Below are 25,406 nucleotides of genomic sequence, written 5' to 3'. Positions count from 1 at the left end.
TCCCCGCGACCCCTGTTGGCCTATGCTCAGCAGAGCGATTCAACTGCGCAGTTCAACGACGAACCTCACCGGGAGACACGGCATGACCAACTGGCGGATCAGAGACTTCCACTCAGCGGACCTGGACGGGATCCTGCACCTGTGGGAGACGCTCAAGGCCACCAACGTCGAACCCGTCTATGCCCTCTCCGAGGTGCTGGCGTCGTGCGAAAAGGACCATGCCGTGGTGGCGGTGCAGGGCGACCAGGTGGTGGGTGCCGCCGTCGGACGTGCCGCGCATGACCAGGGCTGGATCGTCTTCCTGGCCACCCTCCCGGACTACCGGGGCCGCGGCATCGGCACGTCGCTGCTGGCCGCCGTCGAAAACCGCATGGCCCCGCACGGGCTCAACAAGCTCTCCGCCCTGATGCCCGAGGCGGAAACCCGGGTGGAGGCATTCCTCAGCCGCGGGTTCGCACTCAAGAAGAACCTGCGTTATTTCGAGCGGACCATCCCCGTCCAGCGCCAAGAGCTCGGCGCGCTGGGCCAGCTGGGCGGACGGATCCTGGCCCGTGACCTGTGGGAAAACGTGGCCGGCATGCGGAAGGAAAAGGAACTCCTGGAGCGCCGCCTGGTCCTTCCCCTCGCGGAGGCCGACCTCGCCGATGAGTACGGCGTGGTTCCGCCGCGCGCCGTTGTGCTTTTTGGCCCTCCCGGCACCGGCAAAACCACCTTCGCGAAGGCGATCGCCTCCCGGCTGGAGTGGCCCTTTGTGGAGGTGTTCCCGTCGCGGCTCGCGTCCGATCCGAAGGGGCTGGCCGGCGCGCTGCGCGAGACGTTCCTGGAAATCGCTGAGCTCGAGCACTGTGTGGTGTTCATCGACGAGGTGGAAGAAATCGCCTCGCAGCGCTCCGGTGAGCCACCGTCGCCGCTGCAGGGCGTCACCAACGAGCTCCTGAAGATCATCCCGGCCTTCCGCGAACAGCCTGGCCGCCTGCTGGTCTGCGCCACCAACTTCATCAAATCCCTGGATACCGCCTTCCTTCGCCATGGCCGGTTCGACTACGTCATCCCCATCGGCCTGCCCGACCGCCAGGCCCGCGAAGCAATGTGGCAGCGCTTTATCCCCGCCGCCGTTGTGGACGACGTGGATGTGGAACTCCTGGTAGACCGGACCGAGGGATTCTCCCCTGCTGACATCGAGTACGCGGCCCGCAGCGCGTCCCAGCGTGCGCTGGAAAAGGCAGTGTACGACGACGGTGGGGCGGCCTCCGGGGGCAGTGTTTCAGTCCGCGAGGCGGTGCGGAAAGGGCCCTCCACTCAGGACTACCTTGACGCGATCGGTGACACGCGGACCACCGTCAGTGAAGATGTCCACCAGGACTTCCTGGAGGACATCGACCGCCTGGGCCGCGTCTAAGGCTTTCCTGTCCGCGTCGGTCCTGGCGCGGTTGGTCGCGGGATATCCACATAGGCCATCTGCTGCGCTGTTATTGTCGGAGGCTGCTGGGATGCTGTGGGTATGGAGAACACGGCAGCAGTAGAGGTGCTGGAGGCCATCGAGGCTTCCGTTGCTGCTGTGGGTGTGATTGTGCGCCGGAAGGGGCCCGGGGGCGGGTCTGGTGTTGATCTGCTGCGGCAACAGGCTGATGACTGGCTGGAGATCCTGGCGGAGGGTGCCCGGCTGCAGGCAAAGTCGGCAGCCCTGATAGTGCGCGCCGCTGCCGGGTTCGCCGACACCACAAGGGCTATGGCGGCGCCGGAGGCGTTGCCGCAGGAGCGGACCGCGCAGGAGATGGCCATCGTCGCCGAGGCGCCGCGGGGGGTGTCAGATTGTTTGTGTAGGAGGGCTGTAGTCGCTGGATGATTGGAGAATCATTGTGGCTATGACGAAACCGCGTGAAGAGCTGGTAGAGCAGTTGGCCCGCAAGGCCGCGGCGGCTGGCAGCATGGATGCGTTGAAGGCTTCGGGTGCGTTCGATGAGCTGATGAACCAGATCGATTCCGGGCAGTTGGAACTCGACGGCAAAGACGGTTTCATTCAGCAGCTGATCAAGGCCTCGCTGGAACGCGGGCTGCAGGCCGGGCTCTCCGGGCATCTGGGCTATGACAAGGGCGATCCGATCGGGCGTTTCCTGCCCAACTCCCGCAACGGGTCGTATCCGAAGACACTTGGAACCTCTGCCGGGGACGTGGATCTGGCCGTGCCTCGGGACCGCGAAGGGTCCTTCACCCCGCATCTGGTGCCGAAGGGTGCCCGCCGGACGGGTGGTCTGGATGACATGATTATCAGCCTCTACGCCGGCGGGATGACAGTCCGGGACATCGCCCACCATCTGGAATCCACGCTCGGCACGGAGCTGTCCCACGAGACGATTTCCAAGATCACCGACGAGGTCCTGGACGAGGTCCTCGAATGGCAGAAGCGACCCTTGGAGCCGCTTTATCCGATCCTGTATCTGGACGCGATCATTATCAAGGTCCGCGACGGACACCAGGTGCAGAACCGTGCCGCGCACATTGCCGTGGGCGTGGACATGGACGGCATCAAGCACGTTCTGGGGATCTGGGTCGAAGCCACCGAGGGCGCGAAGTTCTGGGCAGGGGTCTGCGCGGAACTCGCCAACCGCGGTGTGAAGGACGTCCTGATCGTCTGCTGCGACGGGCTTACTGGCTTCCCTGAGGCGATCGGCGCGACGTGGCCGGCCGCGACCGTCCAGACCTGTGTCGTTCACCTGATCCGTGCCTCGATGCGTTTCATCGGCTACCAGGACCGGAAGAAGGTCGCCTCCGCCCTGCGGCCGGTTTACACCGCCCCGACGGCCGATGCAGCGCAGGAGGCACTCGACGCGTTCGAGGCCTCCGATCTGGGACGGAAGTATCCCGCGACTGTACGAACCTGGCGGAACGGTTGGGAGAAATTCACCCCCTTCCTGGCGTTCCCGCCGCCGGTGCGTCGGATCATCTACACCACCAACGCGATTGAGTCGCTGAACTACCAGCTGCGCAAGATCATCAAGAACCGCGGGCATTTCCCCAACGACCAGGCCGCCGTGAAACTGCTCTGGCTGGCGATCTGCAACATCGAGGACAAACGCGCCAGCGACCGGGCCAAACTTGAGGGCCGAGCCCGGGAGAACCGTGCCAAGACGGTCAACAAACTCATAGAGGGAACCTTCACGCAAGGATGGAGCGAAGCCCTTGGCGTCCTCGTTCTGAACTATCCCGACAGACTCGGACCCTACCTAAACCGATGAGGCTCCACCTCTCTTACACAAATAACTTGACAGGCTCGCCGCGTGCGTTATGACCGTCAGTGAACGCACCGCCGGGGCCCTGCTGGCCGAAGCCTGTGAACTGACAGCCTCGCTGCCCTTGACTCTCGGCGCGTTGCAGGCAGGGTCGATTTCGTGGCAGCATGCCCGGGCAATGGTGGATGAAACGAGCAGCCTGGACCCAGCCGGGGCCCAGGCGCTGGAGGCGCATTTCCTGGACCCGGATGCGGGGAATCCGGCACGGAGCTGCCCGGCCGGGGAGCTCGTGCCGTCCCGGTTCCGGCACAAGGCCAGGACCTGGCGGGAACGCCACCACCCGGACAGCATCGAAAAACGGCACGCCAGGAGCGCCGAGGACCGGAGGCTCGAGTACGCCCCGGACCGCGACGGCATGGCCTGGCTCAGCGCCTACTTGCCCGCCGACGCCGCCGCCGGGATCTGGAACCGGGCCACAGCCGCCGCACGGGCGTTGCAGGGACCCACCGAGCCGAGGACCCTCACCCAGCTCCGCGCCGACACTGCCGCGACCTGGCTGCTCGGCGCCGGCGGCGAATCCGCTTCCGGCCTAAGCACGGCTCACCCAACGGCGGAGAACAGCACCATTGGCGGGGTCGGTACTGGCGGGGTGCCGTCACCGGCCGCGCAGGTCCTGATAACGGTTCCGGTGTTCTCGCTGCTGGGTCTCACCGACGAACCGGCAGTGCTGGACGGCTACGGACCCATCCCGGCAACCATGGCAGCCCGGCTCGTCGCCGACGGGGCTGATTCCTTCCACCGGGTCCTGACCGACCCCCCGCACCGGAGCACCGTTGGAGATCGGACGGACCACTGCAGCAACCACTCCCTCGACAACGAAGCAGACCACCTCCTCGCCTGGAACGACGGCGGCACCACCGGCATCAACAACCTCGGCCAACCCTGCCCCAAACACCACAGACTCAAACACACCACCCGCTGGCAACCCACCCCAGCCAGCAAAAACGAACCACCCGGCTGGACCTCACCCACCGGACGCCACTACCAAAGCGAACAACAGGACTGGGAACCCACACCCTGGCCAGACGATATCCCAAAAGGGCTCCAGGACCAGCGCGACAACCCAGAAGCGGACCTGCCCCTAGACCCCTTCCCCGACCGGGCATCCTTCCAAGCCGTCTAGAACCACTGCTGCCCCTTAACGCCGGGCGCCGGAGCAATGGAGCCGGTCAGCAACGGTGCCGCTCAGCAACGCGGCGCCCCGTCCACGAATCACTTCACTTCCGACTGCCCTGCCCTGCCAGGGGACCTCAAGAATCCGCTCGCGCCGAAGGAAGCTGTGGAATGGGGCGGGGTGCCCGCAGTAATCTTTGACCATGTCCTCGAACCCACTCCGCCATGCCATGGCCCGCATGGGCGGCCGTGATCCGCACGAAGCGCATCGCGCCGCCACCCCGTTGGAGCTCTTCTTCGACCTGACCTTCGTGATCGCCTTTGGAGTGGCCGGCAGCCAGTTCGCCCACGAGATTGCCGAGGCCCACTTTGCCGCAGGACTCCTGGGGTTCGGCTTCGCCATGTTCGCGGTGATCTGGGCGTGGATCAACTTCACCTGGTTTGCGAGCGCCTACGACACTGACGACTGGATCTTTCGTGTGGTCACCATGGTCCAGTTGCTGGGTGTCCTGATCCTGGCGATGGGCATCGAGCCGTTGTTCCGGTCGCTCGTTGAAGGCAAGAACGTGGACAACGCCGTCATAGTGGGCGGCTACGTGATCATGCGGCTGGCCCTCGTCTTCCAATGGATCCGCGCGTCACGGCAGGACCCCGCCCGCCGTCAGACGTGCCTGCGTTACGCCAAATACCTTGGGCTGGTCCAGCTCGGGTGGATCGCGGTGCTGGTCATCCAGGCCGACGTGCTCACCACCATGTTGATGACCGTGCCCCTGTTCATACTGGAGATGGCTGCGCCGTACTTCGCTGAACGCAACGCAACCACACCTTGGCACGCGCACCACATCGCCGAGCGTTACGGCCTGCTGGCCATCATCGCCCTGGGCGAGTGCCTCATCGGCGCCATCGAAACGCTCCGGGCTATCGTGGCACTCCACGGTTGGAGCCTCGATGCGGGGCTGGTGGGCTTCGGCGGCACGGCGTTGGCGTTTGGCATGTGGTGGATGTACTTCATCCTGCCGGCCGGCCGCGCTTTGCACCTGCGCCGCCACCGTTCCTATTTCTTCGGCTATGGACACATGCCTGTCTTCGCCGCGATTGCGGCCACCGGGGCAGGGCTCCACGTTGTGGCCTACTACATCGACCATGTGGGCAACATCAGCGCCGCCGTAGCCGTGGCCAGCGTTGCGGTGCCGGTAGCCATCTTTAAGGTATCGCTGACCTGGCTGTTGAGCGTCATGATCTGCGTGGACCGCATAGTGGTGGCCGTAGCAGCAGGCGTGATTGCCGCGATGGCCGGATCCATTGGGATGGCCGCGGCGGGGGTCCCGGTTCCCGCTTGCCTGCTGGTGATCGTGTTTGCGCTCGGAGTTTCGATTGTCATCGATGAACGCCGCGCTGCCGAAAGAATGCACACTGCCCTTGAACAACTTGAGAAGAAGGCCCAGGCTCCCCATCCGGCCTAGGACTCGCGGGAGTCAGGAGTCCCGCTGCCGGACTCCTCGTAAGAGAGGTTCTCGTAGTCCGTGTCGTCCTCCTCGTCCAGCCGGTCGTCCAGTTCCTTGAGCAACCAGGGGTTCACCCGCGCGAGGATCTTCCGGACCTCCTCCACCCCGACGGCGGCGTAAAGTACGGGCCGGGCGTCGTCGTAGCGAGTGACGGGGGGCTTGTCCGGCCACTTTTCAGCCAAGGCCTTCACTCGCTCCGGGAGTGAGTTGTGCGCGTTGTCCGCGATCTTCACCAGTGCAGCATCGTGGTCCTCGGCGATGAAGCGGATCCCGGCCTGGTAATCGTCCGGATCGTCGTGCAGCCGCTTGGTGACGCGCTCGATGATGCCCACGGCCCGGTCGGAAACGCCCATATCCAGGAGGGCCTGGCGGGTCATCGGGGTGTCCTCGGCGATGTCGTGCAGGTAGCCAGCGATCCGGATGTCGTCATCAAAATCAGCAAGGGCGTCCCCGACGGCGATCACGTGGTCCCGATAAGGGCGCTTGAGCTTGTCCTTCTGCCGGTTGTGGGCCACCTCGGCCAGGACCTTGGCGGTCTCGACGGTGAAACGCGGGGTCCGTGTAACCGGGGAGCCGGCTTCCGTGAATTCCAATTCAGACATGGCTACAGCCTACGCGCCGGTTCAGACTAGGCGCCTGCCACGCCTTTCCAGACCCAGGGGTTCCGCGGCAGCGTATCAGGGTCGAAGACGGCGAGCGCCTGCTTCAGCGTTCCGGCGGGCAGCCCCAGCGATTCCAGCAGCAGGTCACGGACCCCTGCCGCGGTAACGCCTGCGCGGGCGAGGTCGCCCAGCGTCACCGCGCCGTCGCGCTTGGCCAGCCGGACGCCGTCGGAATTCACCACCAGCGGCACATGGGCATATTCCGGCTCGGGCATATTCAGAAGTGACGCAAGGTATGCCTGGCGGGGAGTGGAGGCCAGAAGATCGTCCCCACGGACAACCTGGTCGATGCCCTGCGCGGTGTCATCCACAACCACAGCCAGGTTGTATGCGGTCACGCCGTCGTTTCGGCGCAACACAAAGTCGTCCACCACCCCGGTAAACTCCCCGTGCATCACGTCCCGGACCTTGTATTCGGGGACCGTGGACCTCAGCCGGATTGCGGCTGGCCTGCTGGACCGCTTGAATTCCAGCTCGGCGGGGTCCAGGTACCGGCAGGTACCGGGGTAAGCGCCCTGCGGTGCGTGGGGGGCGGACGGCGCCTCCTGGATCTCCCGCCGCGTGCAGAAACACTCATAGGTCAGTCCCGATGCAGCCAACCGGCTGATTGCATCCGCATACAGCGCACCGCGTGCAGTCTGATGGACGACGGCGCCGTCCCAGGTCACGCCGACAGCCGCCAGATCGCGGAGCTGCTCCACCTCCGCTCCGGCCCGCGCGCGGTCCAGGTCCTCCACGCGCAACAAAAAGTCCCGCCCTGTAGAGCGGGCAAAGAGCCAGGCCAGCAAGGCCGTGCGGAGGTTGCCGACATGGAGGTCACCGGAAGGGCTGGGGGCGAAGCGGCCGGCGGAGGTCATGGATCAACCCTATGCGGAACAACACAAGAGCCCCTCAGCTACCGAACGTCTCCGGGGAGACGGGCTCGGTGGCTCAGGGGCTCTTGCCGTGCCGGGCCGGGAGCGTCATTCCCGGCCCTGCGCACTGCTTTGCGGACAGACGATGCGTGAACAAGTGTCAATCAGCGGCGGCCTCCTTGCGGGAAGCGGAACCAGGGACCGGGTGGTGTGCCGGGGAGCCTGTAGCCTTTGGGAATCGGCGGTAGCCTCTGCCCTGTTGCCATTATCTGAGCAGACGCCATACAGTTGGCGCAACCGATGGGGAATTGATTGGTCAGTCTGACCAATGTCCACCCCTTGCACCGACAGGAAAATGATCAGATTGCAGGAATTGGACGCAACGGACAAAAGGATCCTCAATGCCTTGGACGATGATCCCCGCGTCCCCATCATGGTGCTGGCCCAGCGGCTGGGCCTGGCGCGCGGCACTGTGCAGTCGCGCCTGGAGCGGATGACAGCGTCGGGCGCCCTGCGTCCCAACAGCAGCCGCGTGCTTCCCGCAGCCCTCGGACGCGGGGTGGCCGCCGCTGTGAGCGCCGAACTGGACCAGAGCCACCTTAACGAAGCCATCGCCGCGCTGCGCGATATCCCTGAGGTCCTGGAGTGTCATGCCCCTGCCGGCGACACGGACCTGTTGATCCGTGTGGTGGCCACCAGCCCCGATGACCTCTACCGCGTCTCCGAGGAGATCCGGCTCTGCCCGGGGATCGTCCGCACCTCCACGAGCATGTTCCTGCGCGAGGTCATCCCGTACCGGACCACGGGGCTCCTGGAGGGCTGACCCCTTGGCGGTACAGGCGGTCGCCCTGCAGCCCCGAAGGGGAGGTCTCCCCATCGCACCCGCAGCCCCATCGCCGCTAGGCTGGCACGGGAATTCATTCAGGGGGGGTCATGGCGGGGAACTTTTACGGCGGAGACGTGGCACAGCTGCGACGGCTCGCCAAGGATCTTGCGGGCGGAGCCAACAGGCTGGACCTGCTCGGTCAGCAGCTCAGCAGCATGGTCAGCACCAGCCCCTGGAAAGGGCACGACGGCGACCGGTTCCGCAGCGACTGGACCTCGACACATCTGAAGGTGCTGAAGTCGGCATCCGACGGCCTGGAGTCGGCGTCGAAAGCGCTACTCACCAACGCTGACCAGCAGGACAAGGCCAGCAACAGCGGCGTAGTTGAAACCGTCCGCCCGGGCGCTCCAGGCGGCTCGGGGAGCGCCAACGGCAGCCCTGCCGTACAGGAACTCACCGACAAACTCAGCGGGATGACCACGGAGGAACGGGACGCGTACCTGCAGTCGGAAGAGTTCCGGCTGTGGGTCCGACAAAGCCAGGACAACGCCGACGCTGCGAAGGGGCTCCTTGACGGGCTCGTGGACTCAGGAGAGATGACTCCGACCGGTCCAGACGGCAGGATGAATGGATACGGGGAGTTCCTTAAGCAGTACTGGGCTGAGTCCGCCATGCGGGAGGCGGGCCTCGACCCCCTCCAGTGGGACCCCTCCCTCGGCGTGGACCACAACCGCGAGGACATCTACAAGGTTTATGCCTACTACGCGGAGCTGTACAAAAACGACCCGCGAATGGAATGGATTGGCATGGCCAACCAGGTAGGACCCACCTTCATCGCCGGTTTTGAGGACATCGCTTTCCTCCACGACATGGCCGCGGAGGGCAAGGACGTCGTTCCGATACTGGCCGGAGGAGACCCAGCCAAGCGGGCTGCGCTGACCGCACTGGCCAACTTCAGCACCGAGGAACTCAAGTACTACGAGGAGACGTTCCTGTCCATGCAGAAGGAGATTTTCTCCGACATCGCCTCCCAGCACTATGCCTTCCAGCACGGCGGGTTCGCCGAGATCGAACGGATGAACGCGGCAAACGCTGTTCCCCCGCGAATGCTCGAGGCCTGGACCAATATCGAATCCGTGCCGCCGTATTCCACCCCCGACGGTTACCACAGCCTCACCTCGGACCAGAAGCTCGCCCTTCAGCAGGCCTCGTACAACATGGCGGACCAGGAGCAGAACTACGTTATCGCCAACGACTACGACAATATCCGCAACCGTCCCACCGGCCAGGCCTTTACCGCGGCTATGACTCTGGTGGGCAATCCCAGCATCGAAGGCGCCAAGTCTTACTACGAGCAGTTCCCCATGATGGAACCGTACTTTGACCTGGGCCGGTTCCCTCCGGGCGGCGTGGAGGTCCACCTTGGCAATATTTCAGACCGCGAGGACCGCTGGGCATTGCTGGAGCAAGACACGCTCTTTGCCTATGAGGATTGGCTGCACGGGGAAGCGGACCCGTACGGCGTCATGACGGAGCCAATGCCGAACCGAGTGGAGGAGTATCGAATGGTTCCAAAGGAAGTACGCGATGCGATGGGGGCACGTTGAAGGCTCTAACGCTTCTCGCAGTCCTGTGCGCAGCAGTTTTGTGCGGTTGCGGGATCGTCCCCGGCACGCATTCAATCGATAAGGAACCGATCGTGGTCAACGGCAACTCCCAGTTCACTGAAGAAGGAATCGAAGCCATCAAGACCAGCCGCACGGCTGTCTTCGACTTCACCACTCTCCCTATGCCTATGACCGCGCTTGGTTTGCCGGAAGAGTCACGTGGAACGTTCGTGGCCACTGATTCGGACAAGCTCATCACCGTCACCCTGAATACTCCCCGTGGCGTGGTGGAGATGAAGACCGACACGATCCGCATTCGGCCCGGCGCGGACCACATCGTGGATCACATCGACATCTTCATCAACTACCCGGATGCCCAGGACGCCAATCCGGAAATCGATCGTGCAGCCAACGAACTGGGCTTCCCCCTCCTGGCAAATGCCAAGCCAATAGGTCCCGACTTCAAGGACGGCTCCGGCGAGGAACAATGGTATCCGGGCTTTGGAAATAAGACCGGGGCCGTATTCTCCGCGGAAATCCTTTCAAATCACACCACTGGCCGGATGACGTTCATCTACTCAGTTCACCTCGCGGACAAGTATTACACCGAGGACGCAGCCGCAAACATCGCCTCGACGGGCAAGCCATAGGCATTGCTCCAGCAAGTGCAGGCAGGGAAGGAAGCGCTAAACGGGCGGCCCGGCGTTGGACTTCAGGTTCTTCATCACCAGCGTTGACGTGAGCCGCTCAACGCCGGGCAAGGACGTCAGTTCGGCGTCGTAGAAACGCTGATAGGCCGGCAGGTCCTCGGCGATGACCTTCAGCAGGTAGTCCGGCGAGCCGAAGAGCCGCTGCGCCTCCACGATGTTGGGATTCTCCGCCACCCGGGTCTCGAAGATCTCCATGGTGGGACGGTCCACCTGGCGCAGCGTCACAAACACAATGGCCTCGAACCCCAGCCCCACCGCGGCGGGATCAATGTCCGCCTTGTAGCCGCGGATCACTCCTGAGGTTTCGAGGTCCCGCAGCCTCCGATGGCACGGCGCCACCGTCAGTCCCACCTTGGCCGCCAGCGCGGTGGCAGTCATCCTGCCGTCCTCCTTGAGGTGGCGCAAAATATTTCTGTCAACGTGGTCTATCACGCAATAACCTTACCCAAACCGGACCGTTTCCGGCGAAAAAGGCGAGCACTTATGCGGCTGAAATTAATAGGGTTGTCCTGTAGCCATCTGACGGGAGCCCACCATGAACGCCCAGCTTTTTTTCGCCTTTGTGCTGGTTGCGGGCGCCCTCGCGTGCACACCCGGCGTGGACTGGGCGTACTCCATTACCGCAGGCCTGCGTCAGCGCAGCTTTGTGCCCGCGGTGGCGGGCCTCTGCGGAGGTTACGTCCTGCACACGCTGCTGATGGTGGCGGGCCTGGCGGCGCTGCTGGCCGGCATGCCGGGCGTCCTCGGCTGGCTCACCGTGGCCGGTGCAGGCTACCTGCTGTGGCTCGGCGTCAGCACTCTTCGCTCCTGGCGCGGAGCCTCCTTCACCCCGGCGGCCGCCCTCGGGAAGCCTGCCGGCAACCAGCTCCGGACGTTCCTCCAGGGCATGGGCACCAGCGGCATCAACCCCAAGGGCCTGCTGTTCTACGTAGCCTTGGTTCCCCAGTTCGTCAGTCCGGAAGCGCCCCTGCCGGTACCGGTGCAGTCGGGGCTCCTGGGCCTGACGTTTGTGCTGCTCGCCGCGATCGTCTACACCTGCGTGGCGCTCCTGGCCCGCAAGCTCCTGCAGTCCCGCCCCGGAGCCGCGCGGAAGGTCACACTTGCCAGCGGCATCATCATGGTTGCTCTTGGGCTGGTGCTCCTGGCCGAACAGCTAATTCCCCTCTTCGCTTCCTGAGCTGTTCGTGCCCTGACGGACGGGGTCAGTCCCCGCCGTTCTGCTTCCACTCCTGTTCCCAGAGCCTGCGCTCTTCAATGTCCTTGCGGATGACCTCGAAGGTTTCGAGCTCCGCAGGCCTGCCGCGAAGCCAGTCCCGCGGGTTGAGGGACTTGCGTCCGTTGTCCAGCAGCAGCAGGGTACGGTCGGTCAGGGCATCATTGCGCAGCACCACGTCCGTCTTGCGCCGGCGGAGGACCTCCTTCAGGGTCTCCTGCGCACGCGTCCGCGCACCGAGCCGCCGCAGCGACCGCGCCCGGAGCAGCAGCAACGCAGCGGAGAGGTCGTCGGAGTTGAGCAGGCCCTCAGTCCAGACCACCACTTCCTTGTCCCGCTCCAGGGAGAAGGCCAGGAAACAGCGTGCCAACGCGGACGGCAACGACGGCGGCAGCCTGTACACCGTCTGCAGCGCGGCTTCCAGCTGCCCGGTCTCCCGCAGCGAGTGCGAGAGTGCCAGGAACACTGATTCCTCACTGAACAACACGGGGACTTCGATGCGTTCGGCAACTTCGACCCGGGTGACCACCCGCATGAGGTAGGTGGCGGCGTACCGGTTGGCATCGTCGTCATTCCTAATGGACAGGCCGCGCTGGAGGAGCTCCGAGGCGCGCAAATAGCCGCCGTGCTTGTACTCCAGCAGTCCCGCCATCAGCGAGCAAAGTCCGGCCCAACCAGGGTAGGCGCGGCCAACGGTGATGAGGCGCTCCGGTTCCCTGCTGGTGAAGATGGCGGCGTGGACGGCTTTCGCCGCCTTGCTGGGGCGCTTGAGCCTGGGGACATCACCGTCCACCGAGATCAGCGCCGCATCCCGGCCGCCCAGGACACCGTGGATCAGCCCGCCCACCCCGTCGGCAAGCTCGCGGACAGGGGTCTTCAGGTGGGTGTGCCCAAAGGGCGTCAGGTCCCGGGTGTCCCGGTAGATCGGTTGTGCAGCATCCCCCGCGCTCATTTCTCCATGCTACGTGGCCAGCGAGACCCAGAGGCCGATGACCCAGGTGCTCGCAGCCAGGCAGGCAAGACCGAACTCCACCAGCACGCCCAGTCCGGTGGCCTTCAGCGCTGCCCAGCTGGAGGCTGTTGCCGTGCCGAAGTCCCGGGTGCGGAGGAATTCGCTGAGCAGGAGGCCGGCGGCGAACCCCACAAACAGCCCCACCACCGGAATGATGAACATCCCCGCCACCCCGGCAACCAGGCCGATCACCACGCTCCGGTTGGGGATGCTGTGCTGCTTCAATTTCCGTCCCGTCAGCACGGCGCTCGCCGCGATGCCGGCCAGCACGAATGCCAGGCCCACCCCGAACACCACCCAGCCCGCCGTCCCGGCCCCGCCCCAGATGGCCCACGCCAGCAGGCTTAGCCCGATCAGGACGCTGCCGGGAAGGACCGGGATGATGGTTCCTGCCACGCCGACAAGGATCGCCAGGCCACACAGGACGGTCGCCACGGTTTCGGAGTTCATGACCCCCAGTTTAGGGCGGCCGGCCATGTCGCCCGGACGGCTTAACCTCCAACGGCGGCGCCTCCCCAGCACGGGAGGCACCGCCGTCGAAATCTATCCGGCCGGTCTTGGACCGCGGAGGTTACTCCGTTTCCACCGCGGCGGCGACGGCGGCAGTCACGGCCGGTGCCACGCGCGGGTCCAGCGGGCTGGGGACAATGTAGTCCGCCGACAGGTCGGCTTCCGCCAGTTCGGCGATGGCGCGTGCCGCGGCAAGCTTCATGGCCGGGGTGATCCGGCGGGCTCCAGCATCCAGTGCGCCGCGGAAGATCCCGGGGAAAGCCAGCACGTTGTTGATCTGGTTGGGGAAGTCACTGCGGCCGGTGGCCACCACGGCGGCGTACTTTGCAGCTACCTCGGGCAGGACCTCGGGGTCCGGGTTGGAGAGTGCGAACACGATGGAGTTCTGGTTCATCAGCTTCAGGTGCTCCTCGTCCAGGTTGGAGGAGGAAACACCCACAAAAACGTCCGCGCCAAGCAGAGCCTCGCCCGGGCCGCCGCTGATGCCGCGCGGGTTGCTGAGCTGGGCCATCTGGGCTTTTTTGCTCTGCGGATCGGCAGCGATGTCTGCACGCTCGCGGTTGATAACGCCCTTGGAGTCGAGCAGGATGACGTCCTTGATGCCTGCGGTGAGCAGGATTTCGGCGACGGCGATGCCCGCGGCGCCGGCACCGGAGACCACCACGCGGAGGCCTTCGAGTTCGCGGCCGGTCACCTTGGCCGCGTTGGTGAGGGCAGCAAGGGCCACCACAGCGGTGCCGTGCTGGTCATCATGCATCACCGGGCAGTCCAGAGCCTCGATGAGCTTTTCCTCCAGCTCGAAGCAACGCGGGGCGGAGATGTCCTCCAGGTTCACGGCGCCGAAGCTGGGGCGCAGCCGGACCAGGGTCTCAACAATCTCATCGACGTCGGTGGTGTCCAGGACCAGCGGGATGGAATCCAGGTCACCGAATGTCTTGAACAGGGCGGACTTGCCCTCCATCACGGGCAGCGAAGCGCTCGCTCCGATGTTGCCAAGGCCCAGCACCGCGGTACCGTCGCTTACCACCACCACCAGTCGCTGGGCCCAGGTGAGGGTCCGGGCCAGTTCCGGCTTTTGGTGGATGGCGCGGCTGACCTCAGCCACTCCGGGGGTGTAGGCGATGGAAAGGTCGCGTTTGTTGGACAACGGGACGGTACTGGAAATTGAGAGCTTGCCGCCCTGGTGGGCGTCGAAGATTTCCGCTTCGGTCAGCGCCGTGGCTGCGGAATTGTCGATGGGTGCGATTGCGTCTATGGACACTTCTTTGTCTCCTGGGGCTAGCCGTGGGCGCACGGCGCATGAAGGCTCAAGCACATGGAGGCTCAAGGTGGTGGCGGTCGGGCGCTTACCAGGACCCAGGGGTGGCGGGCCCGGTGTGAAGTCGTTGCAGGTGCGGGTTTGCCACCCACTCCGGTTCTGCAATGGTAATCAGAGCTTGCGGGTCCCAAATGACGGTGTCGGCCGCGCAAGGGATGCCAAAACGTTTAAGCCGGTCACTTTGTGATCCGGATCACGGCATTATGGCTGGCTTAAGGCGTTGGTGGTCTAGACCGGTTACGCCGTTTGGTCCAAAGATCGGGTGTCCGATCCAGCCGGTACCAGCAGGTTGCAGGCCTTCTTGAGGTCTTCTTCCGCTTCGAAGAGGGATAACCGTCGGTTGCGGACGGACTGGACCAGACCAGTGACGGTGAGCAGCAGGACCCCGGCCGCGGCGGGGTCGTTACAAGCCGAGGCGACAGCCTTCTCACTCAGGGTGTCGATCTCCCGCAACAGTGTGGTGGTGTCCCGTTCCTTGAGGTAGACACTGCGGCTGAGGCACTGCTCAACGGCAGGCTGCATCACCCTCATATGGAAGATCTCCATGACCACCCCGGCAAGGGCCCGGCCGCGGAAGCGGGCGGCTGTGTTCTTTGTCCCGGTCTTCAGCTCCTCCAGCTGATGGCGGTACACGGCGAGCATCAGGTGTGTGGCGGAGGGGAAGTAACGGTAAAGCGTTCCCAGCGGCACATCGGCCTTGGCAGCAACCTCGGCCAGGTCCACCGAGTCAAGCCCCTTTCGGGCGAACCCTCCGGCGGCCTCCAGGATCCGGGCATAGCGCAACTGCTGGCGCGGAGCGGACGGCCTGGCGGCCATGGGCGGATGGTCTGAAAGGGTCTCGGGCATCGCATTCCGGGGTTGTCTTCATGGTGCGGCGGCCAGGCGAACGCCCATCCCGTTCCGCCTGCAGTCCGATCCAACTATACGGCACACCTTCGTTGCGTAATTAGTCCACTCCCTTGATTTTCACGACAAACACCGCGCCCAGCAAGCCGATGACGGCGGCGGTCACGAACAGCGTGAGGTACCCGCCAAAGTACGTCACTGCGAGGAATGCGAGCACGGGGGCGAAGACCTGCGGCAGGGAGTTTGCCACGTTGATGATGCCCATATCCTTGCCCCGGTCTGCGGCCAGGGGAAGGACCTGGGTCAGCAGTGCGAAGTCCACGGCAAGGTAGGCGCCGAACCCGACGCCCAGTACGGCCGCGCCCACGAGCGCGCCGGTCCATACCGGGAAAAAGGCCATTGTCAGTCCCGCCACGGCGATGATAACGGAGGACCCGATCACAAACGGCTTCCGCCGGCCCAGCCGGTCGCTCCACGGCCCCGCCACCACCGCGGTGATCATCACCATCACCGCATAGATGCCGGTCAGGGTGAGGACCCCCAGGGCCGGGTCTTCGTGCTTCAGGACATCCCGGAGGAAAAAGAGCAGGTACACAATGGTCATCTGGTTGCATACATTGACCAGGAAGCGGGTGAGCCAGGCCCAGGCGAAGTCCGGGTGGCGGGCCGGACTGATCCAGAAGCTCCGGACAAAGCTGACCCAGGCGAACGGAAGGCGGGCGTCGTGCGGCAGCCGCGGATCATTGCGGTGGAAGAGATACGGCAGCACGGAGAATATGAGCGCCGCGGCGCACAGGGCGTACCCCACCATGTAGTTGCCGCTGACCACGGCGCCAAACACCGCGCCGATCAGGATTCCCACCGTCTGGCCCAAGGCGGCCAAGCCACCCACACCGCCGCGTTGGAGCACCGGAACCCGGTCCGGGACAGCTGCCGTGATGGCAGCGTAGGCGGCGTTGGCCCCCAGCTGCACCATGCACCAGAAAAGCACCATCAGGGCAACTGTCGTGGCGCCCGACATGGCCAGGAGCGCGGCAGTTGCCAGGATCGCCCCGGCCAGGACCCACGGGGACCGGCGGCCGAAGCGCGAGGTAGTGCGGTCAGAGAGGGCGCCAAACAGAGGATTTGCCACCAGGGAGACGGCGGCGCCGCAGCCGGTCACCAGGGACAGAATGGCTTCCTTGTTGTCCTCGTCAATGCCGATGGCCTGCTGGCCGATAAAGACGTTGATTGGCCCAAAGAAGGCGGCGTTAATCCCAACGTTGACCAGCACCAGGCCGGTGACCCAGCGGGCGGTGACCTTTGTTGTCGGCTCGGCGAGCGCCGCCGTCGCGCCTTCCGCTGCCGGCCCGCCGAAGGCAGCGGGATCAGGCGGTGCGGGTGTATCGGACAGACTCACGGTGGCTCCCCCTGTAACGGTTGGTGGTTCTGAAAATCAGACTATCGTGGGCATCACCGCACCGCTTGTCATACGGCACAATGCCCGGAGGGCGTAGCCTCAAAGGCAGTGCCTGACCACCGAAGGAGAACCATGAACGCCGCCGCCGAAAGCCCCTCCAGCCCTTCCATCAACACCGCCGATCTCTACGATGAGCGCGGCGAGGACCTGGCCTCGGTGTCGATCCAGTTCCAGTCCTTGGGCGGCCGTTCACACTTCAGCGGCCCGGTCCGGACCATCCGCTGCTTTCAGGACAACGCGCTGGTGAAGTCCACCCTGGCCACTCCGGGGAACGGGGCCGTCCTGGTGGTGGACGGCGGGGGCTCGCTGGCCACGGCCCTGATGGGGGACATGATTGCCGAGAGCGCAGTGGCAAACGGCTGGGCCGGCGTCGTCATCAACGGAGCGATCCGAGACCGCCAGGCGATCGCCGGGCTCGACCTGGGGGTCAAGGCGCTGGGCAGCAACCCCCGCAAGAGCGCCAAGGCAGGAGCCGGCGAGGTTGACGTGGACCTGGAGATCGACGGTGTGGCCATCCGCCCCGGCGCCACGATCTGGTGCGACCCTGACGGCGTCCTGGTGGAGCGCTGACCCGATCGCGCTGAGGGGATAGATCTCGGCACTCAGGCCACCGCAGACCGCCGAAAACCCACCCTTCGAGGCAAGGCGGGAAAGAATCTTCGCCTGCGGGAACAAATCGGAAACTAACATAGTTACTGAAAGCAACTATCGCGCTTGATTCCTCTTTCTTCCCCTTGGAGCAACAATGTCCAAAAGCACTGCCGTGCGGGCCGCCGGCGACACCCTGACGCACCGTCAGACGATCACAGTGATGGTGGGACTCATGCTCGGCATGTTCCTGTCGTCCTTGGACCAGACCATCGTCTCCACGTCCATCTACACCATCGCCAACGACCTGGACGGACTCTCCCTCCAGGCATGGGCCACCACCGCGTACCTCATCACCTCCACCGTGAGCACTCCGCTCTACGGCAAACTGAGCGATATCTTCGGCCGCCGTCCGCTGTACCTGGCCGCGATCGTGATCTTCCTGGCCGGTTCGCTGTATGCGGGTTCCGTCCACACCATGACCGAACTGGCCATTGCCCGCGGCATCCAGGGCATGGGCGCCGGCGGCCTGCTGGCACTCGCGCTGACCATCATCGGCGACATCGTTTCCTTGAAGGACCGGGCCAAGTACCAGGGCTACTTCATGTCGGTGTTCGGCATCTCCTCCGTGCTGGGACCCGTGGTGGGCGGCGCATTCGCCGGATCCGCCAACATCCTGGGCTTCGACGGCTGGCGCTGGGTGTTCTTCATCAACCTGCCCATCGGCCTGGCCGCGCTGGCCGTGGTGTTCCTCTATCTGCACCTGCCGGCCAAGCACGTGAGACAGAAGATTGACTACTGGGGCGCCGCCGCCATCACACTGGCGATCGTCCCGCTGCTGCTTGTGGCGGAGCAGGGCCGGAGCTGGGGCTGGACCTCCCTGAACTCGTTCCTCTGCTACGGCCTGGGCGTGGTGGGCATCATCTGGTTCCTGCTGGCTGAAAAGCGTGCCGGCGACTACGCCCTCATCCCGCTGCGGCTGTTCAGGAACACCACGTTTGGCCTGTCCTCGCTGCTGAACTTCATCATCGGCATAGGCATGTTCGGGGCGATCGCCATGCTCCCCATGTACCTGCAGCTGGTCAAGGGCCTCACCCCCACCGAGGCCGGCCTGATGATGATCACCTTCACGGTGGGCATCCTGGCCGGTTCCGTCACCGCCGGGCGCACCATTTCGGCGTCCGGTATTTTCCGGATCTTCCCGATCATGGGTACGGCCATCCTGACGGCGGCCGCCCTGGTGATGGGCCTGTCGCTGGGCGTGGACACAGGGCTTTGGGTTCCCGGCGTGATTGCGGTGTTCTTTGGCTTGGGTCTTGGCTTCTGCATGCAGCCGCTCACGCTGGCCATGCAGGTCTCCGTTCCGCCGAAGGACATGGGCGTAGGCACCTCCTCCGCCGCGTTCTTCCGCTCCATGGGTGGCGCCGTGGGCACGGCCGTGTTCATCTCCATGCTGTTCAGCCTGGCCGCGAACAGGATTGCCGACGCCATGACCTCGGCCATGCAGAACCCCGACTACCAGGCCGTCCTTAAGGATCCCGCCGTGGCCGCCGACCCCGCCAACGCCAAGCTGTACGAGTTCTTCCAGAACGGCGCGTCCAACGATTCGCTCAATGACACCAGCTGGCTGCACTCCGCCAACAGCGTGCTCACCCGGCCCATCACCGAGGGCTTCGCCTACGCCATCGACACCGTCATGATCACCGCGGCCGTGCTCATGGGCGTCGCGTTCCTCATCAGCTTCGCGCTGCCGAACAAGAGGCTGACGGACCCGAAGGCCGCGGAGGAGCCAGAAACGGTGGCTGTACTGGCGCACTAGCTGAACTTACCCGGGCCGGGACTGGACTGGAGTGGTACGACGGCGGCGCCTCCCGCCGTCGTCGTCCTCCGCTTCGGTGGGGAAAGACCCGAAGTGGAACGGCGGGCCGCGGCGTGCCACACTGTGTAGCGCGTGTGCGCCGGCTGTCTGGGCCGGTACCGCAGCCGATGACGTCCGCACCGCATCCACCCAACCCCGACCCCAGGGAGCACCATGTCCACCGCCAAGGAGCAGTTAACCGCCAAGATCCCGCAGCGGGTGATCTGGCTGGCGCTCGCAGGCGCAGTGGGGGGCTTCCTCTTCGGCTTCGACTCGTCCGTGGTGAACGGGGCAGTGGACGCCATCCAGGACGAGTTTGCATTGTCCGAGGCGGTCACCGGCTTTGCCGTGGCCGTCGCCCTGCTGGGCTGCGCCGCCGGCGCCTATCTCGCCGGAAAAGTTGCCGACCGCTACGGACGCATCCCCGCCATGAAGCTGGGCGCGCTGCTGTTCCTGGTCAGCGCCATCGGCACGGGCTTCGCCTTCGGCGTCTGGGACCTGATTTTCTGGCGCCTCGTGGGAGGGCTGGGAATCGGGCTGGCCTCGGTGATCGCCCCCGCTTATATCTCCGAGATCTCCCCGCGCCATGTGCGCGGACGGCTGGCCTCGCTGCAGCAGCTGGCCATCACCACGGGTATCTTCGCCGCGCTCCTGTCCGACGCCCTCTTTGCCACGAGTGCGGGCGGCGCCGACCAGGGGTTCTGGCTGGGCATTGAGGCCTGGCGCTGGATGTTCCTGGCCGCGGCCGTGCCTGCCGTGGTGTACGGCTGGATCGCGTATACCCTGCCGGAGTCGCCGCGCTTCCTGGTGTTCCAGGGCAAGGATGAGGAAGCCCGCAAGGTCTTTGACTCCATCGCCCCGGCAGAGGACACGGACCGGCACATCCGCGAGATCCAGGACGCCATCGAAGAGGACAAACTGGCCGGCCAGAAGGGATCCCTCCGCGGCAAGACCTTCGGCCTGCAGGCAGTCGTATGGGTGGGAATCACTCTGTCCGTGCTCCAGCAGTTTGTGGGCATCAACGTGATCTTCTACTACTCCACCACGCTGTGGAAGGCCGTGGGCTTCCAGGAAAAGGACTCGCTCACCATCTCCGTGGCTACATCCATCACCAACATCCTGGTGACGCTGGTGGCCATTGCGCTGGTGGACCGGATCGGCCGACGCCCCATCCTGCTGGCGGGTTCCATCGGCATGGCAGCTTCGCTGGGCACCATGGCCCTGGCCTTCTCCTCTGCGGTGGGGTCCGGCTCGGAGATCTCCCTCCCCGGCGCGTGGGGTCCCGTGGCGCTGGTGGCCGCCAACGTCTTTGTGGTCAGCTTTGGCGCATCCTGGGGCCCGCTGGTGTGGGTGCTCCTCGGCGAGATCTTCCCGTCCCGCATCCGCGCCCGGGCCCTGGGCCTGGCCGCCGCCGCGCAGTGGGTGGCCAACTTTGCCATCACGCTCAGCTTCCCCGTTATGGCGTCCGCCTCGCTGCCGCTCACGTACGCGATGTACGCACTGTTCGCGGCGGCGTCGTTCTTCTTTGTGATGTTCAAGGTGCCGGAAACCAACGGCATGTCGCTGGAGCAGGCCGAGACGCTGTTCGTGCCGAAGGGGTCCGCGAAGGCCTAGAGGGTCAGCTTCATGCCCTCGTGGCTCGCGTCAAAGCCCAGGCGCTCGTAGAACTTGTGGGCGGCGGTCCGCGTCTTGTGGGTTGTCAGCTGCATCACCGTGCAGCCGCGGCGCCTGGACTCGTCGATTGCCCACCGGACCATCAGGTTGCCAATTCCCTGGCCGCGCAGGCTCCCGGCCACCCGGACGCCCTCGATCTGGGAACGCCACGACCCCCGGCGCGAGATGCCCGGGAGGAAACTCAGCTGGAACGTGGCAACTACCGGACCCGAGGCCTCGCCGGCGGGCAGCAGGTCCCCAACAACCAGCAAGTGGGAGGGATCGGCGTCGATCGCTTCAAACGCCTCCTCATACGGAGCAAAATCCTCCCCCTTTTCGCGGGCGGCACCCAGCGAGTCGTCCGCGAGCAATCCCACGATGGCAGGGAGATCAGACCGTTGGGCGTGCCGGAGACGCAACCTCCCACCGTCGACGTCGGCAGTCAGGAAAGGGGGCCGGGCATGTGGGTTCTGGGTCACCAATCCAGCATTCCACACCCGGCCCGGACGTAGCCCTTCTTGTGAGAAGCCGGAGGCCGCGCTCCTTCCCCTAAACGCTCTCTCACTTTCGGCGTCCTAATCCCCAACGCTCTCTCACTTTCGGCCGCCTGGGGCGGAACCCTCTCTCAGTTCGGGTGAGGGCGGCTTTGCCCCTTCTTGTGAAAGCCCCAGAACGCGTTACTTTGTGCTGCGCTCCGACTATTGTTTGGCTCAGAGGCCAGCGATGGCATGAGTCACTGTATTGGGGAGGGTCCGGGATGGATCAGAACGTCGTCTCAAGCTTGCCAAGAACAACTCTGCGGACAGGAATCATCGTGGGCGCCATCGGCGCCGTCGCCATAATTCTTGCTCCCCAAGTGCTGCAGATCCTACAGCTTGGACCGGCCTATTCCGCTGCCCTTGCCGCGGTTCTGAGTGTCGCGTTCCAGCTGGTTACATTGTTCTTCCTGCCGTTTTCCGCCGCCCTGGTGGCCGCCTCGCTGGTGATGCGGCACCTGGATTCGTCGCTGGCGCGGGCGGGCCGGCTGCAGGACAATGCCGCGCGGGAGCCGCAGTAAAGTACGACGACGCCGGCACCACGTTGGGTGCCGGCGTCGTACGGTGCGTGAGGGTTCCGGAAAAAGGCGCAGGATCTGCGAGAGGGTTCCGGAAAAAGCAGCGAAAAGTGAGAGAGCGTTGGAGGGAAGGGGTCAGGCCGGGGCCTTGGCCTCTTCCGCCTGGCGTTCCTCCACCAGCGTGGACACGGCGTCGAACAAGGGGTGCTCCGGAGCCAGGCCGGTAATCGAAGCCGTGGCGTCGCCCGCCGTGGACGATGCGAGGATCTGCGCGAGTTCGGTGGCCTCGGCGTCGGCGGGGTCGTTGAAACGCAGGGCTGCGGCGATGGCGCCCAGGAGCGCCTCCGGCACAATCCCGCGTTCAGCCAGTTCAGCGGCCGGGCCGATGAACCGCTCATGCCGGCTCAGCTTCCGCAGCGGAGCCCGGCCCACCCGGTTGACGGTGTCCGGCAGGTGCGGGTTGGAGAACCGGGCCAGGATCTTCTGGACGTAGGCTTCCTGCTCGTCGTTGTTGAAGCCATGCTTGGCAACCAGGAGCTGCTTGGTTTCCTCCAGGACGGCCCGCACGTCTTCGGCCACATCCTGATCGGCCATCGCCTCGGAGAGCTTCTCCAAGCCGGCCTCGAAGCCGAAGTACGCCGCGGCGGCATGCCCCGTGTTCACCGTGAAAAGTTTCCGCTCGATATAGGGCGAGAGCTCGTCGACGAATGTTGCACCCGGGATCACCGGCGCCGCCCCGGCAAAGGGCGTCCGGTCGATGACCCACTCGTAGAACGTCTCCACGGTGACGTCCAGGCCCTGCCCTGGTTCCTGGTTGGGCACAATCCGGTCCACGGCAGTGTTCGCAAACACCGCCGCGGAGTCCAGGGAGCCCGCGGCCTCATCCCAGAGCGCGGCTACTTCCGCGCGGAGGATGTCCGTGGCGTTGATGGCGTTCTCGCAGGCCATGACCTGCAGCGGCGCCAGGGCGGCGTCGCGTGCGGCGATGCCCTTGGTGATGGCCGGTGCCACGAACTTCAGGATGTGCGGTCCCACGGCGGTGGTGAGGATGTCCGCCGTCGCGATTTCCGCCACCAGTTCGGCTTCCTGGGTGCCGGAATTCAGCGCCCGGAAGTTATCCACCGTCCGGACAGTGGGGTTCTCCCCCACCTCGTGGACGGCGTAGCTCTCCGCCGCCGCCAGCTGGGTGATGAGTCCATCCGCGACATCGGCGAACACCACCTCATACCCGGCCTGGTGCAGCTGCAGTCCCACGAATCCCCGGCCGATGTTGCCGGCTCCGAAATGTACAGCCTTCATTATGAGTTGACCTTTCCGAATAGCTCCAGCACTTCATCCACCGTGGTGGCCGCTTCAAGCTGCGCCACCTGGGCCTTGTCGGTAAAGACCTTCGCGATGGAGGACAGGATGTGCAGGTGCTCGTTGTTGATGCCTGCCACGCCCACCACGAACTTGACCTGTTTGCCGTTCCAGTCGATGCCGTCCGGGTAACGGATCACGGACACCGCGGACCTTTTGATGTGGTCCTTGGCTGCGTTGGTGCCGTGCGGGATGGCCAGGAAGCTGCCCATGTAAGTGGACACGGATTCCTCGCGCTCGTGCATGGCCGCGATGTAGCCCTCGTCGACGGCGTCGCGGTCCAGCAGCAGCTGGCCGGCTTCATCGATCGCGGCGTCCCGGTTGGTGGCGCTGCCGTTGAGGATGACGCTGTCAGCCACCAGGATGTCGGAAGGCCCGACGGCGGCGGCTTCGGTAGCGACTCCGGCGGCCGGTGCCGCAGTTGCTGCGCTGGCGGGAGCACCGCCGTCGGCCGTTTCCGGTGAGGTTCCCTCGGTGTTGCTGCTCTTGACCAGCTCAACAATCTCGTCGTACCGCGGGCTGTTCATGAAGTTGTCCACGGAATAATGCACGGCGTTCGACGTCGCGGGCTTGGCCCGCTCAGTCAGGTCCTGGTGGGTGATCACCACATCGTAGGTGTCACTGAGGCTGGCGATGGACGCATTGGTGACCTTGACGTCCGGGAAACCGGCCGCCTTGATCTTGTTCCGCAGCACCGAGGCACCCATGGCACTGGAACCCATGCCGGCGTCGCAGGCGAACACGATGTTCTTGATGGGGCCGGCAAGGACAGCAGTGGTTGCGGCACCCGTGCCTGCGCCAGTCAGGACCGAGGAGACCGAGCTTTTCTTGCCCTTCATGGTTTCCATGCGGGAAGTGGCATCGGTCAGGTCTACTTCGTCGCTGTGCTTGGTGGTCTTCAGGATCACGGAGGCAACCAGGAACGACACCGCGGTGGCGAGCACCACCGAGAGGATCACGCCGATGTAGCTGTCACGGGAGGTTTGGGCGATCACCGCGATGATGGAACCCGGAGCCGCCGGCGCAACGAGGCCCGCGTTGGTGATGGCCAGCGTGGCGATGCCCGTCATGCCGCCTGCGATCGAGGCCAGGATCAGCAACGGACGCATCAGGACGTAGGGGAAGTATATTTCGTGGATGCCGCCGAAGAAGTGGATGATGGCAGCGCCGGGGGCTGAGGCCTTGGCAATTCCGCGGCCGAAGAACATGTAGGCGAGCAGGATACCCAGGCCAGGGCCGGGGTTGGCTTCCAGCAGGAACAGGATGGACTTGCCCTGGTCAAGCGACTGCTGGATGCCCAGCGGGGTCAGCACGCCGTGGTTTATGGCGTTGTTCAGGAACAGCACCTTGGCGGGTTCAATGAAAATGCTGGTCAGCGGCAGGAGGCCGTTGTTGACCAGGAACTGGACCACGTTGCCTGCCCCCGTACTGAAGGCAGTGACCAAAGGGGAGATTCCGTAGAAGCCCAGCATGGCCAGCAGTGCACCCCAGATACCGGCCGCGAAGTTGTTCACCAGCATCTCGAAGCCGGGGCGGATCTTCCCCTCCCAGAGGGAATCGATCTTCTTCATGGTCCAGCCGCCGAGCGGGCCCATGATCATGGCGCCAATGAACATCGGGATCCCGGCGCCCACGATCACACCCATCGTGCCGATGGCACCCACGACGCCGCCGCGGACGTCGTAGACCATCCTGCCACCGGTGTAGGCAATCAGGAGAGGCAGCAGGTAGGTGATCATGGGGCCCACCAGGCCCGTGTTCGTCACTCCCTCGGCGTTGGTGCCGAAGCCGCCGAGCTGAGGCACGGGGATCCAGCCCTTCTCAATGAAGAGAGCGGTGATGAGGCCCCAGGCGATAAACGCCCCGATGTTGGGCATGATCATGCCGGACAGGAACGTCCCGAACTTCTGGACGCCAACCCGCACGCTGGTGCGGGGTTTTGCAACTGTCTCTGTTGCCATGTGATTTC

Annotated in this window: 24 protein-coding genes; 13 read left to right on the top strand and 11 right to left on the bottom strand. The window is 64.9% G+C overall.

The features are described 5' to 3' along the window. The first annotated feature begins 82 nt into the window (after positions 1-82). From QFZ30_RS21630 to QFZ30_RS21610, 5 genes are all read left to right on the top strand, one after another. Complete coding sequence (locus tag QFZ30_RS21630) at positions 83-1,399, top strand: ATP-binding protein (RefSeq protein WP_307079858.1); 1,317 nt, start codon at positions 83-85, stop codon at positions 1,397-1,399. A gap of 102 nt (positions 1,400-1,501) precedes the next feature. After that, a complete protein-coding gene (locus tag QFZ30_RS21625; RefSeq protein WP_307079856.1) occupies positions 1,502-1,846 on the top strand; it encodes a hypothetical protein in 345 nt (114 codons plus the stop codon). Between the two features lie 82 nt (positions 1,847-1,928). Next, positions 1,929-3,236, top strand: coding sequence for an IS256 family transposase (locus QFZ30_RS21620; protein WP_307079690.1), 1,308 nt, complete (start codon positions 1,929-1,931; stop codon positions 3,234-3,236). A gap of 49 nt (positions 3,237-3,285) precedes the next feature. Then, positions 3,286-4,413, top strand: coding sequence for an HNH endonuclease signature motif containing protein (locus tag QFZ30_RS21615; RefSeq protein WP_307079854.1), 1,128 nt, complete (start codon positions 3,286-3,288; stop codon positions 4,411-4,413). A gap of 193 nt (positions 4,414-4,606) precedes the next feature. Next, positions 4,607-5,866, top strand: a complete 1,260-nt coding sequence (locus QFZ30_RS21610; protein WP_307079853.1) for a low temperature requirement protein A — start codon at positions 4,607-4,609, stop codon at positions 5,864-5,866. On the opposite strand, the gene QFZ30_RS21605 is transcribed toward QFZ30_RS21610, so the two are convergent. Continuing rightward, on the bottom strand, positions 5,863-6,510 hold the full coding sequence (locus tag QFZ30_RS21605) for a phosphohydrolase (RefSeq protein WP_307079851.1): 648 nt from the start codon (positions 6,508-6,510) through the stop codon (positions 5,863-5,865). The two genes, QFZ30_RS21610 and QFZ30_RS21605, sit on opposite strands and share 4 nt — an antisense overlap. Positions 6,511-6,536: 26 nt before the next feature. After that, on the bottom strand, positions 6,537-7,427 hold the full coding sequence (gene gluQRS / locus QFZ30_RS21600) for a tRNA glutamyl-Q(34) synthetase GluQRS (protein WP_307079849.1): 891 nt from the start codon (positions 7,425-7,427) through the stop codon (positions 6,537-6,539). 352 nt (positions 7,428-7,779) lie between these two features. Between gluQRS and QFZ30_RS21595 the strand changes: the two genes are divergently transcribed. From QFZ30_RS21595 to QFZ30_RS21585, 3 genes are all read left to right on the top strand, one after another. Continuing rightward, positions 7,780-8,247: an Lrp/AsnC family transcriptional regulator gene (locus tag QFZ30_RS21595; RefSeq protein WP_307079847.1), complete on the top strand. Its 468-nt coding sequence runs from the start codon at positions 7,780-7,782 to the stop codon at positions 8,245-8,247. 110 nt (positions 8,248-8,357) lie between these two features. Then, complete coding sequence (locus QFZ30_RS21590; protein WP_307079845.1) at positions 8,358-9,857, top strand: WXG100 family type VII secretion target; 1,500 nt, start codon at positions 8,358-8,360, stop codon at positions 9,855-9,857. A gap of 92 nt (positions 9,858-9,949) precedes the next feature. Further along, complete coding sequence (locus QFZ30_RS21585) at positions 9,950-10,507, top strand: hypothetical protein (protein WP_307079843.1); 558 nt, start codon at positions 9,950-9,952, stop codon at positions 10,505-10,507. Between the two features lie 36 nt (positions 10,508-10,543). On the opposite strand, the gene QFZ30_RS21580 is transcribed toward QFZ30_RS21585, so the two are convergent. After that, on the bottom strand, positions 10,544-10,999 hold the full coding sequence (locus QFZ30_RS21580; RefSeq protein WP_307079841.1) for an Lrp/AsnC family transcriptional regulator: 456 nt from the start codon (positions 10,997-10,999) through the stop codon (positions 10,544-10,546). 103 nt (positions 11,000-11,102) lie between these two features. Here QFZ30_RS21580 and QFZ30_RS21575 point away from each other — a divergent pair, with 103 nt between their 5' ends. Next, positions 11,103-11,744, top strand: coding sequence for a LysE family translocator (locus QFZ30_RS21575; RefSeq protein WP_307079839.1), 642 nt, complete (start codon positions 11,103-11,105; stop codon positions 11,742-11,744). 25 nt (positions 11,745-11,769) lie between these two features. Here QFZ30_RS21575 and QFZ30_RS21570 read toward each other — a convergent pair whose 3' ends face one another. From QFZ30_RS21570 to QFZ30_RS21550, 5 genes are all read right to left on the bottom strand, one after another. Continuing rightward, on the bottom strand, positions 11,770-12,732 hold the full coding sequence (locus QFZ30_RS21570) for a hypothetical protein (RefSeq protein ID WP_307079837.1): 963 nt from the start codon (positions 12,730-12,732) through the stop codon (positions 11,770-11,772). 9 nt (positions 12,733-12,741) lie between these two features. Then, positions 12,742-13,242: a DUF456 domain-containing protein gene (locus tag QFZ30_RS21565; protein ID WP_307079833.1), complete on the bottom strand. Its 501-nt coding sequence runs from the start codon at positions 13,240-13,242 to the stop codon at positions 12,742-12,744. Between the two features lie 121 nt (positions 13,243-13,363). Then, positions 13,364-14,563: an NAD(P)-dependent malic enzyme gene (locus tag QFZ30_RS21560; RefSeq protein ID WP_307079831.1), complete on the bottom strand. Its 1,200-nt coding sequence runs from the start codon at positions 14,561-14,563 to the stop codon at positions 13,364-13,366. 294 nt (positions 14,564-14,857) lie between these two features. Then, positions 14,858-15,466 (bottom strand): TetR/AcrR family transcriptional regulator, encoded by a 609-nt coding sequence (locus tag QFZ30_RS21555; protein ID WP_307079828.1) that lies wholly within the window; start codon positions 15,464-15,466, stop codon positions 14,858-14,860. Positions 15,467-15,566: 100 nt separating this feature from the next. After that, positions 15,567-16,865, bottom strand: a complete 1,299-nt coding sequence (locus QFZ30_RS21550; protein WP_307079826.1) for an MFS transporter — start codon at positions 16,863-16,865, stop codon at positions 15,567-15,569. A 132-nt stretch (positions 16,866-16,997) separates the two neighbouring features. On the opposite strand from QFZ30_RS21550, the gene rraA reads away from it, so the two are divergent. The 3 genes from rraA to QFZ30_RS21535 all read left to right on the top strand — a co-directional run bounded on the left by rraA (position 16,998) and on the right by QFZ30_RS21535 (position 20,985). Then, positions 16,998-17,495 (top strand): ribonuclease E activity regulator RraA, encoded by a 498-nt coding sequence (gene rraA, locus QFZ30_RS21545; protein ID WP_307079824.1) that lies wholly within the window; start codon positions 16,998-17,000, stop codon positions 17,493-17,495. Positions 17,496-17,670: 175 nt separating this feature from the next. Continuing rightward, positions 17,671-19,332 carry an MDR family MFS transporter gene (locus QFZ30_RS21540; protein ID WP_307079822.1) on the top strand — a complete coding sequence of 554 codons (1,662 nt, stop codon included), beginning with the start codon at positions 17,671-17,673 and terminating at the stop codon, positions 19,330-19,332. 213 nt (positions 19,333-19,545) lie between these two features. After that, a complete protein-coding gene (locus QFZ30_RS21535) occupies positions 19,546-20,985 on the top strand; it encodes a sugar porter family MFS transporter (RefSeq protein ID WP_307079820.1) in 1,440 nt (479 codons plus the stop codon). Here the strand turns inward: QFZ30_RS21535 and QFZ30_RS21530 are convergent. Further along, complete coding sequence (locus tag QFZ30_RS21530) at positions 20,982-21,506, bottom strand: GNAT family N-acetyltransferase (RefSeq protein WP_373462874.1); 525 nt, start codon at positions 21,504-21,506, stop codon at positions 20,982-20,984. The genes QFZ30_RS21535 and QFZ30_RS21530 overlap by 4 nt on opposite strands. A 275-nt stretch (positions 21,507-21,781) precedes the next feature. Here QFZ30_RS21530 and QFZ30_RS21525 point away from each other — a divergent pair, with 275 nt between their 5' ends. Further along, on the top strand, positions 21,782-22,081 hold the full coding sequence (locus tag QFZ30_RS21525; protein ID WP_307079816.1) for a hypothetical protein: 300 nt from the start codon (positions 21,782-21,784) through the stop codon (positions 22,079-22,081). A 132-nt stretch (positions 22,082-22,213) separates the two neighbouring features. On the opposite strand, the gene QFZ30_RS21520 is transcribed toward QFZ30_RS21525, so the two are convergent. Next, the gene (locus QFZ30_RS21520; protein WP_307079814.1) at positions 22,214-23,377 is read right to left on the bottom strand and encodes a mannitol-1-phosphate 5-dehydrogenase; all 1,164 of its coding nucleotides are present in this window, start codon (positions 23,375-23,377) and stop codon (positions 22,214-22,216) included. Then, positions 23,377-25,398 carry a PTS mannitol transporter subunit IICBA gene (locus tag QFZ30_RS21515; protein ID WP_307079812.1) on the bottom strand — a complete coding sequence of 674 codons (2,022 nt, stop codon included), beginning with the start codon at positions 25,396-25,398 and terminating at the stop codon, positions 23,377-23,379. Before QFZ30_RS21515 ends, QFZ30_RS21520 begins: the two co-directional genes overlap by 1 nt. Positions 25,399-25,406: the final 8 nt, after the last annotated feature.

The sequence above is a fragment of the Arthrobacter pascens genome, from assembly GCF_030815585.1.
Taxonomy (GTDB): domain Bacteria; phylum Actinomycetota; class Actinomycetes; order Actinomycetales; family Micrococcaceae; genus Arthrobacter; species Arthrobacter pascens_A.
The sequence above is the reverse complement of the archived record's forward strand: the minus strand, read 5'-3'. Positions and strand labels throughout refer to the sequence as shown.

Coding starts and splice junctions, on each gene's coding strand:
- QFZ30_RS21630 (WP_307079858.1), top strand. CDS start 83: ATGACCAACTGGCGGATCAGAGACTTCCACTCAGCGGACCTGGACGGG.
- QFZ30_RS21625 (WP_307079856.1), top strand. CDS start 1,502: ATGGAGAACACGGCAGCAGTAGAGGTGCTGGAGGCCATCGAGGCTTCC.
- QFZ30_RS21620 (WP_307079690.1), top strand. CDS start 1,929: ATGGATGCGTTGAAGGCTTCGGGTGCGTTCGATGAGCTGATGAACCAG.
- QFZ30_RS21615 (WP_307079854.1), top strand. CDS start 3,286: ATGACCGTCAGTGAACGCACCGCCGGGGCCCTGCTGGCCGAAGCCTGT.
- QFZ30_RS21610 (WP_307079853.1), top strand. CDS start 4,607: ATGTCCTCGAACCCACTCCGCCATGCCATGGCCCGCATGGGCGGCCGT.
- QFZ30_RS21605 (WP_307079851.1), bottom strand. CDS start 6,510: ATGTCTGAATTGGAATTCACGGAAGCCGGCTCCCCGGTTACACGGACC.
- gluQRS (WP_307079849.1), bottom strand. CDS start 7,427: ATGACCTCCGCCGGCCGCTTCGCCCCCAGCCCTTCCGGTGACCTCCAT.
- QFZ30_RS21595 (WP_307079847.1), top strand. CDS start 7,780: ATGATCAGATTGCAGGAATTGGACGCAACGGACAAAAGGATCCTCAAT.
- QFZ30_RS21590 (WP_307079845.1), top strand. CDS start 8,358: ATGGCGGGGAACTTTTACGGCGGAGACGTGGCACAGCTGCGACGGCTC.
- QFZ30_RS21575 (WP_307079839.1), top strand. CDS start 11,103: ATGAACGCCCAGCTTTTTTTCGCCTTTGTGCTGGTTGCGGGCGCCCTC.
- QFZ30_RS21570 (WP_307079837.1), bottom strand. CDS start 12,732: ATGAGCGCGGGGGATGCTGCACAACCGATCTACCGGGACACCCGGGAC.
- QFZ30_RS21565 (WP_307079833.1), bottom strand. CDS start 13,242: ATGAACTCCGAAACCGTGGCGACCGTCCTGTGTGGCCTGGCGATCCTT.
- QFZ30_RS21555 (WP_307079828.1), bottom strand. CDS start 15,466: ATGCCCGAGACCCTTTCAGACCATCCGCCCATGGCCGCCAGGCCGTCC.
- rraA (WP_307079824.1), top strand. CDS start 16,998: ATGAACGCCGCCGCCGAAAGCCCCTCCAGCCCTTCCATCAACACCGCC.
- QFZ30_RS21540 (WP_307079822.1), top strand. CDS start 17,671: ATGTCCAAAAGCACTGCCGTGCGGGCCGCCGGCGACACCCTGACGCAC.
- QFZ30_RS21535 (WP_307079820.1), top strand. CDS start 19,546: ATGTCCACCGCCAAGGAGCAGTTAACCGCCAAGATCCCGCAGCGGGTG.
- QFZ30_RS21525 (WP_307079816.1), top strand. CDS start 21,782: ATGGATCAGAACGTCGTCTCAAGCTTGCCAAGAACAACTCTGCGGACA.
- QFZ30_RS21520 (WP_307079814.1), bottom strand. CDS start 23,377: ATGAAGGCTGTACATTTCGGAGCCGGCAACATCGGCCGGGGATTCGTG.
- QFZ30_RS21515 (WP_307079812.1), bottom strand. CDS start 25,398: ATGGCAACAGAGACAGTTGCAAAACCCCGCACCAGCGTGCGGGTTGGC.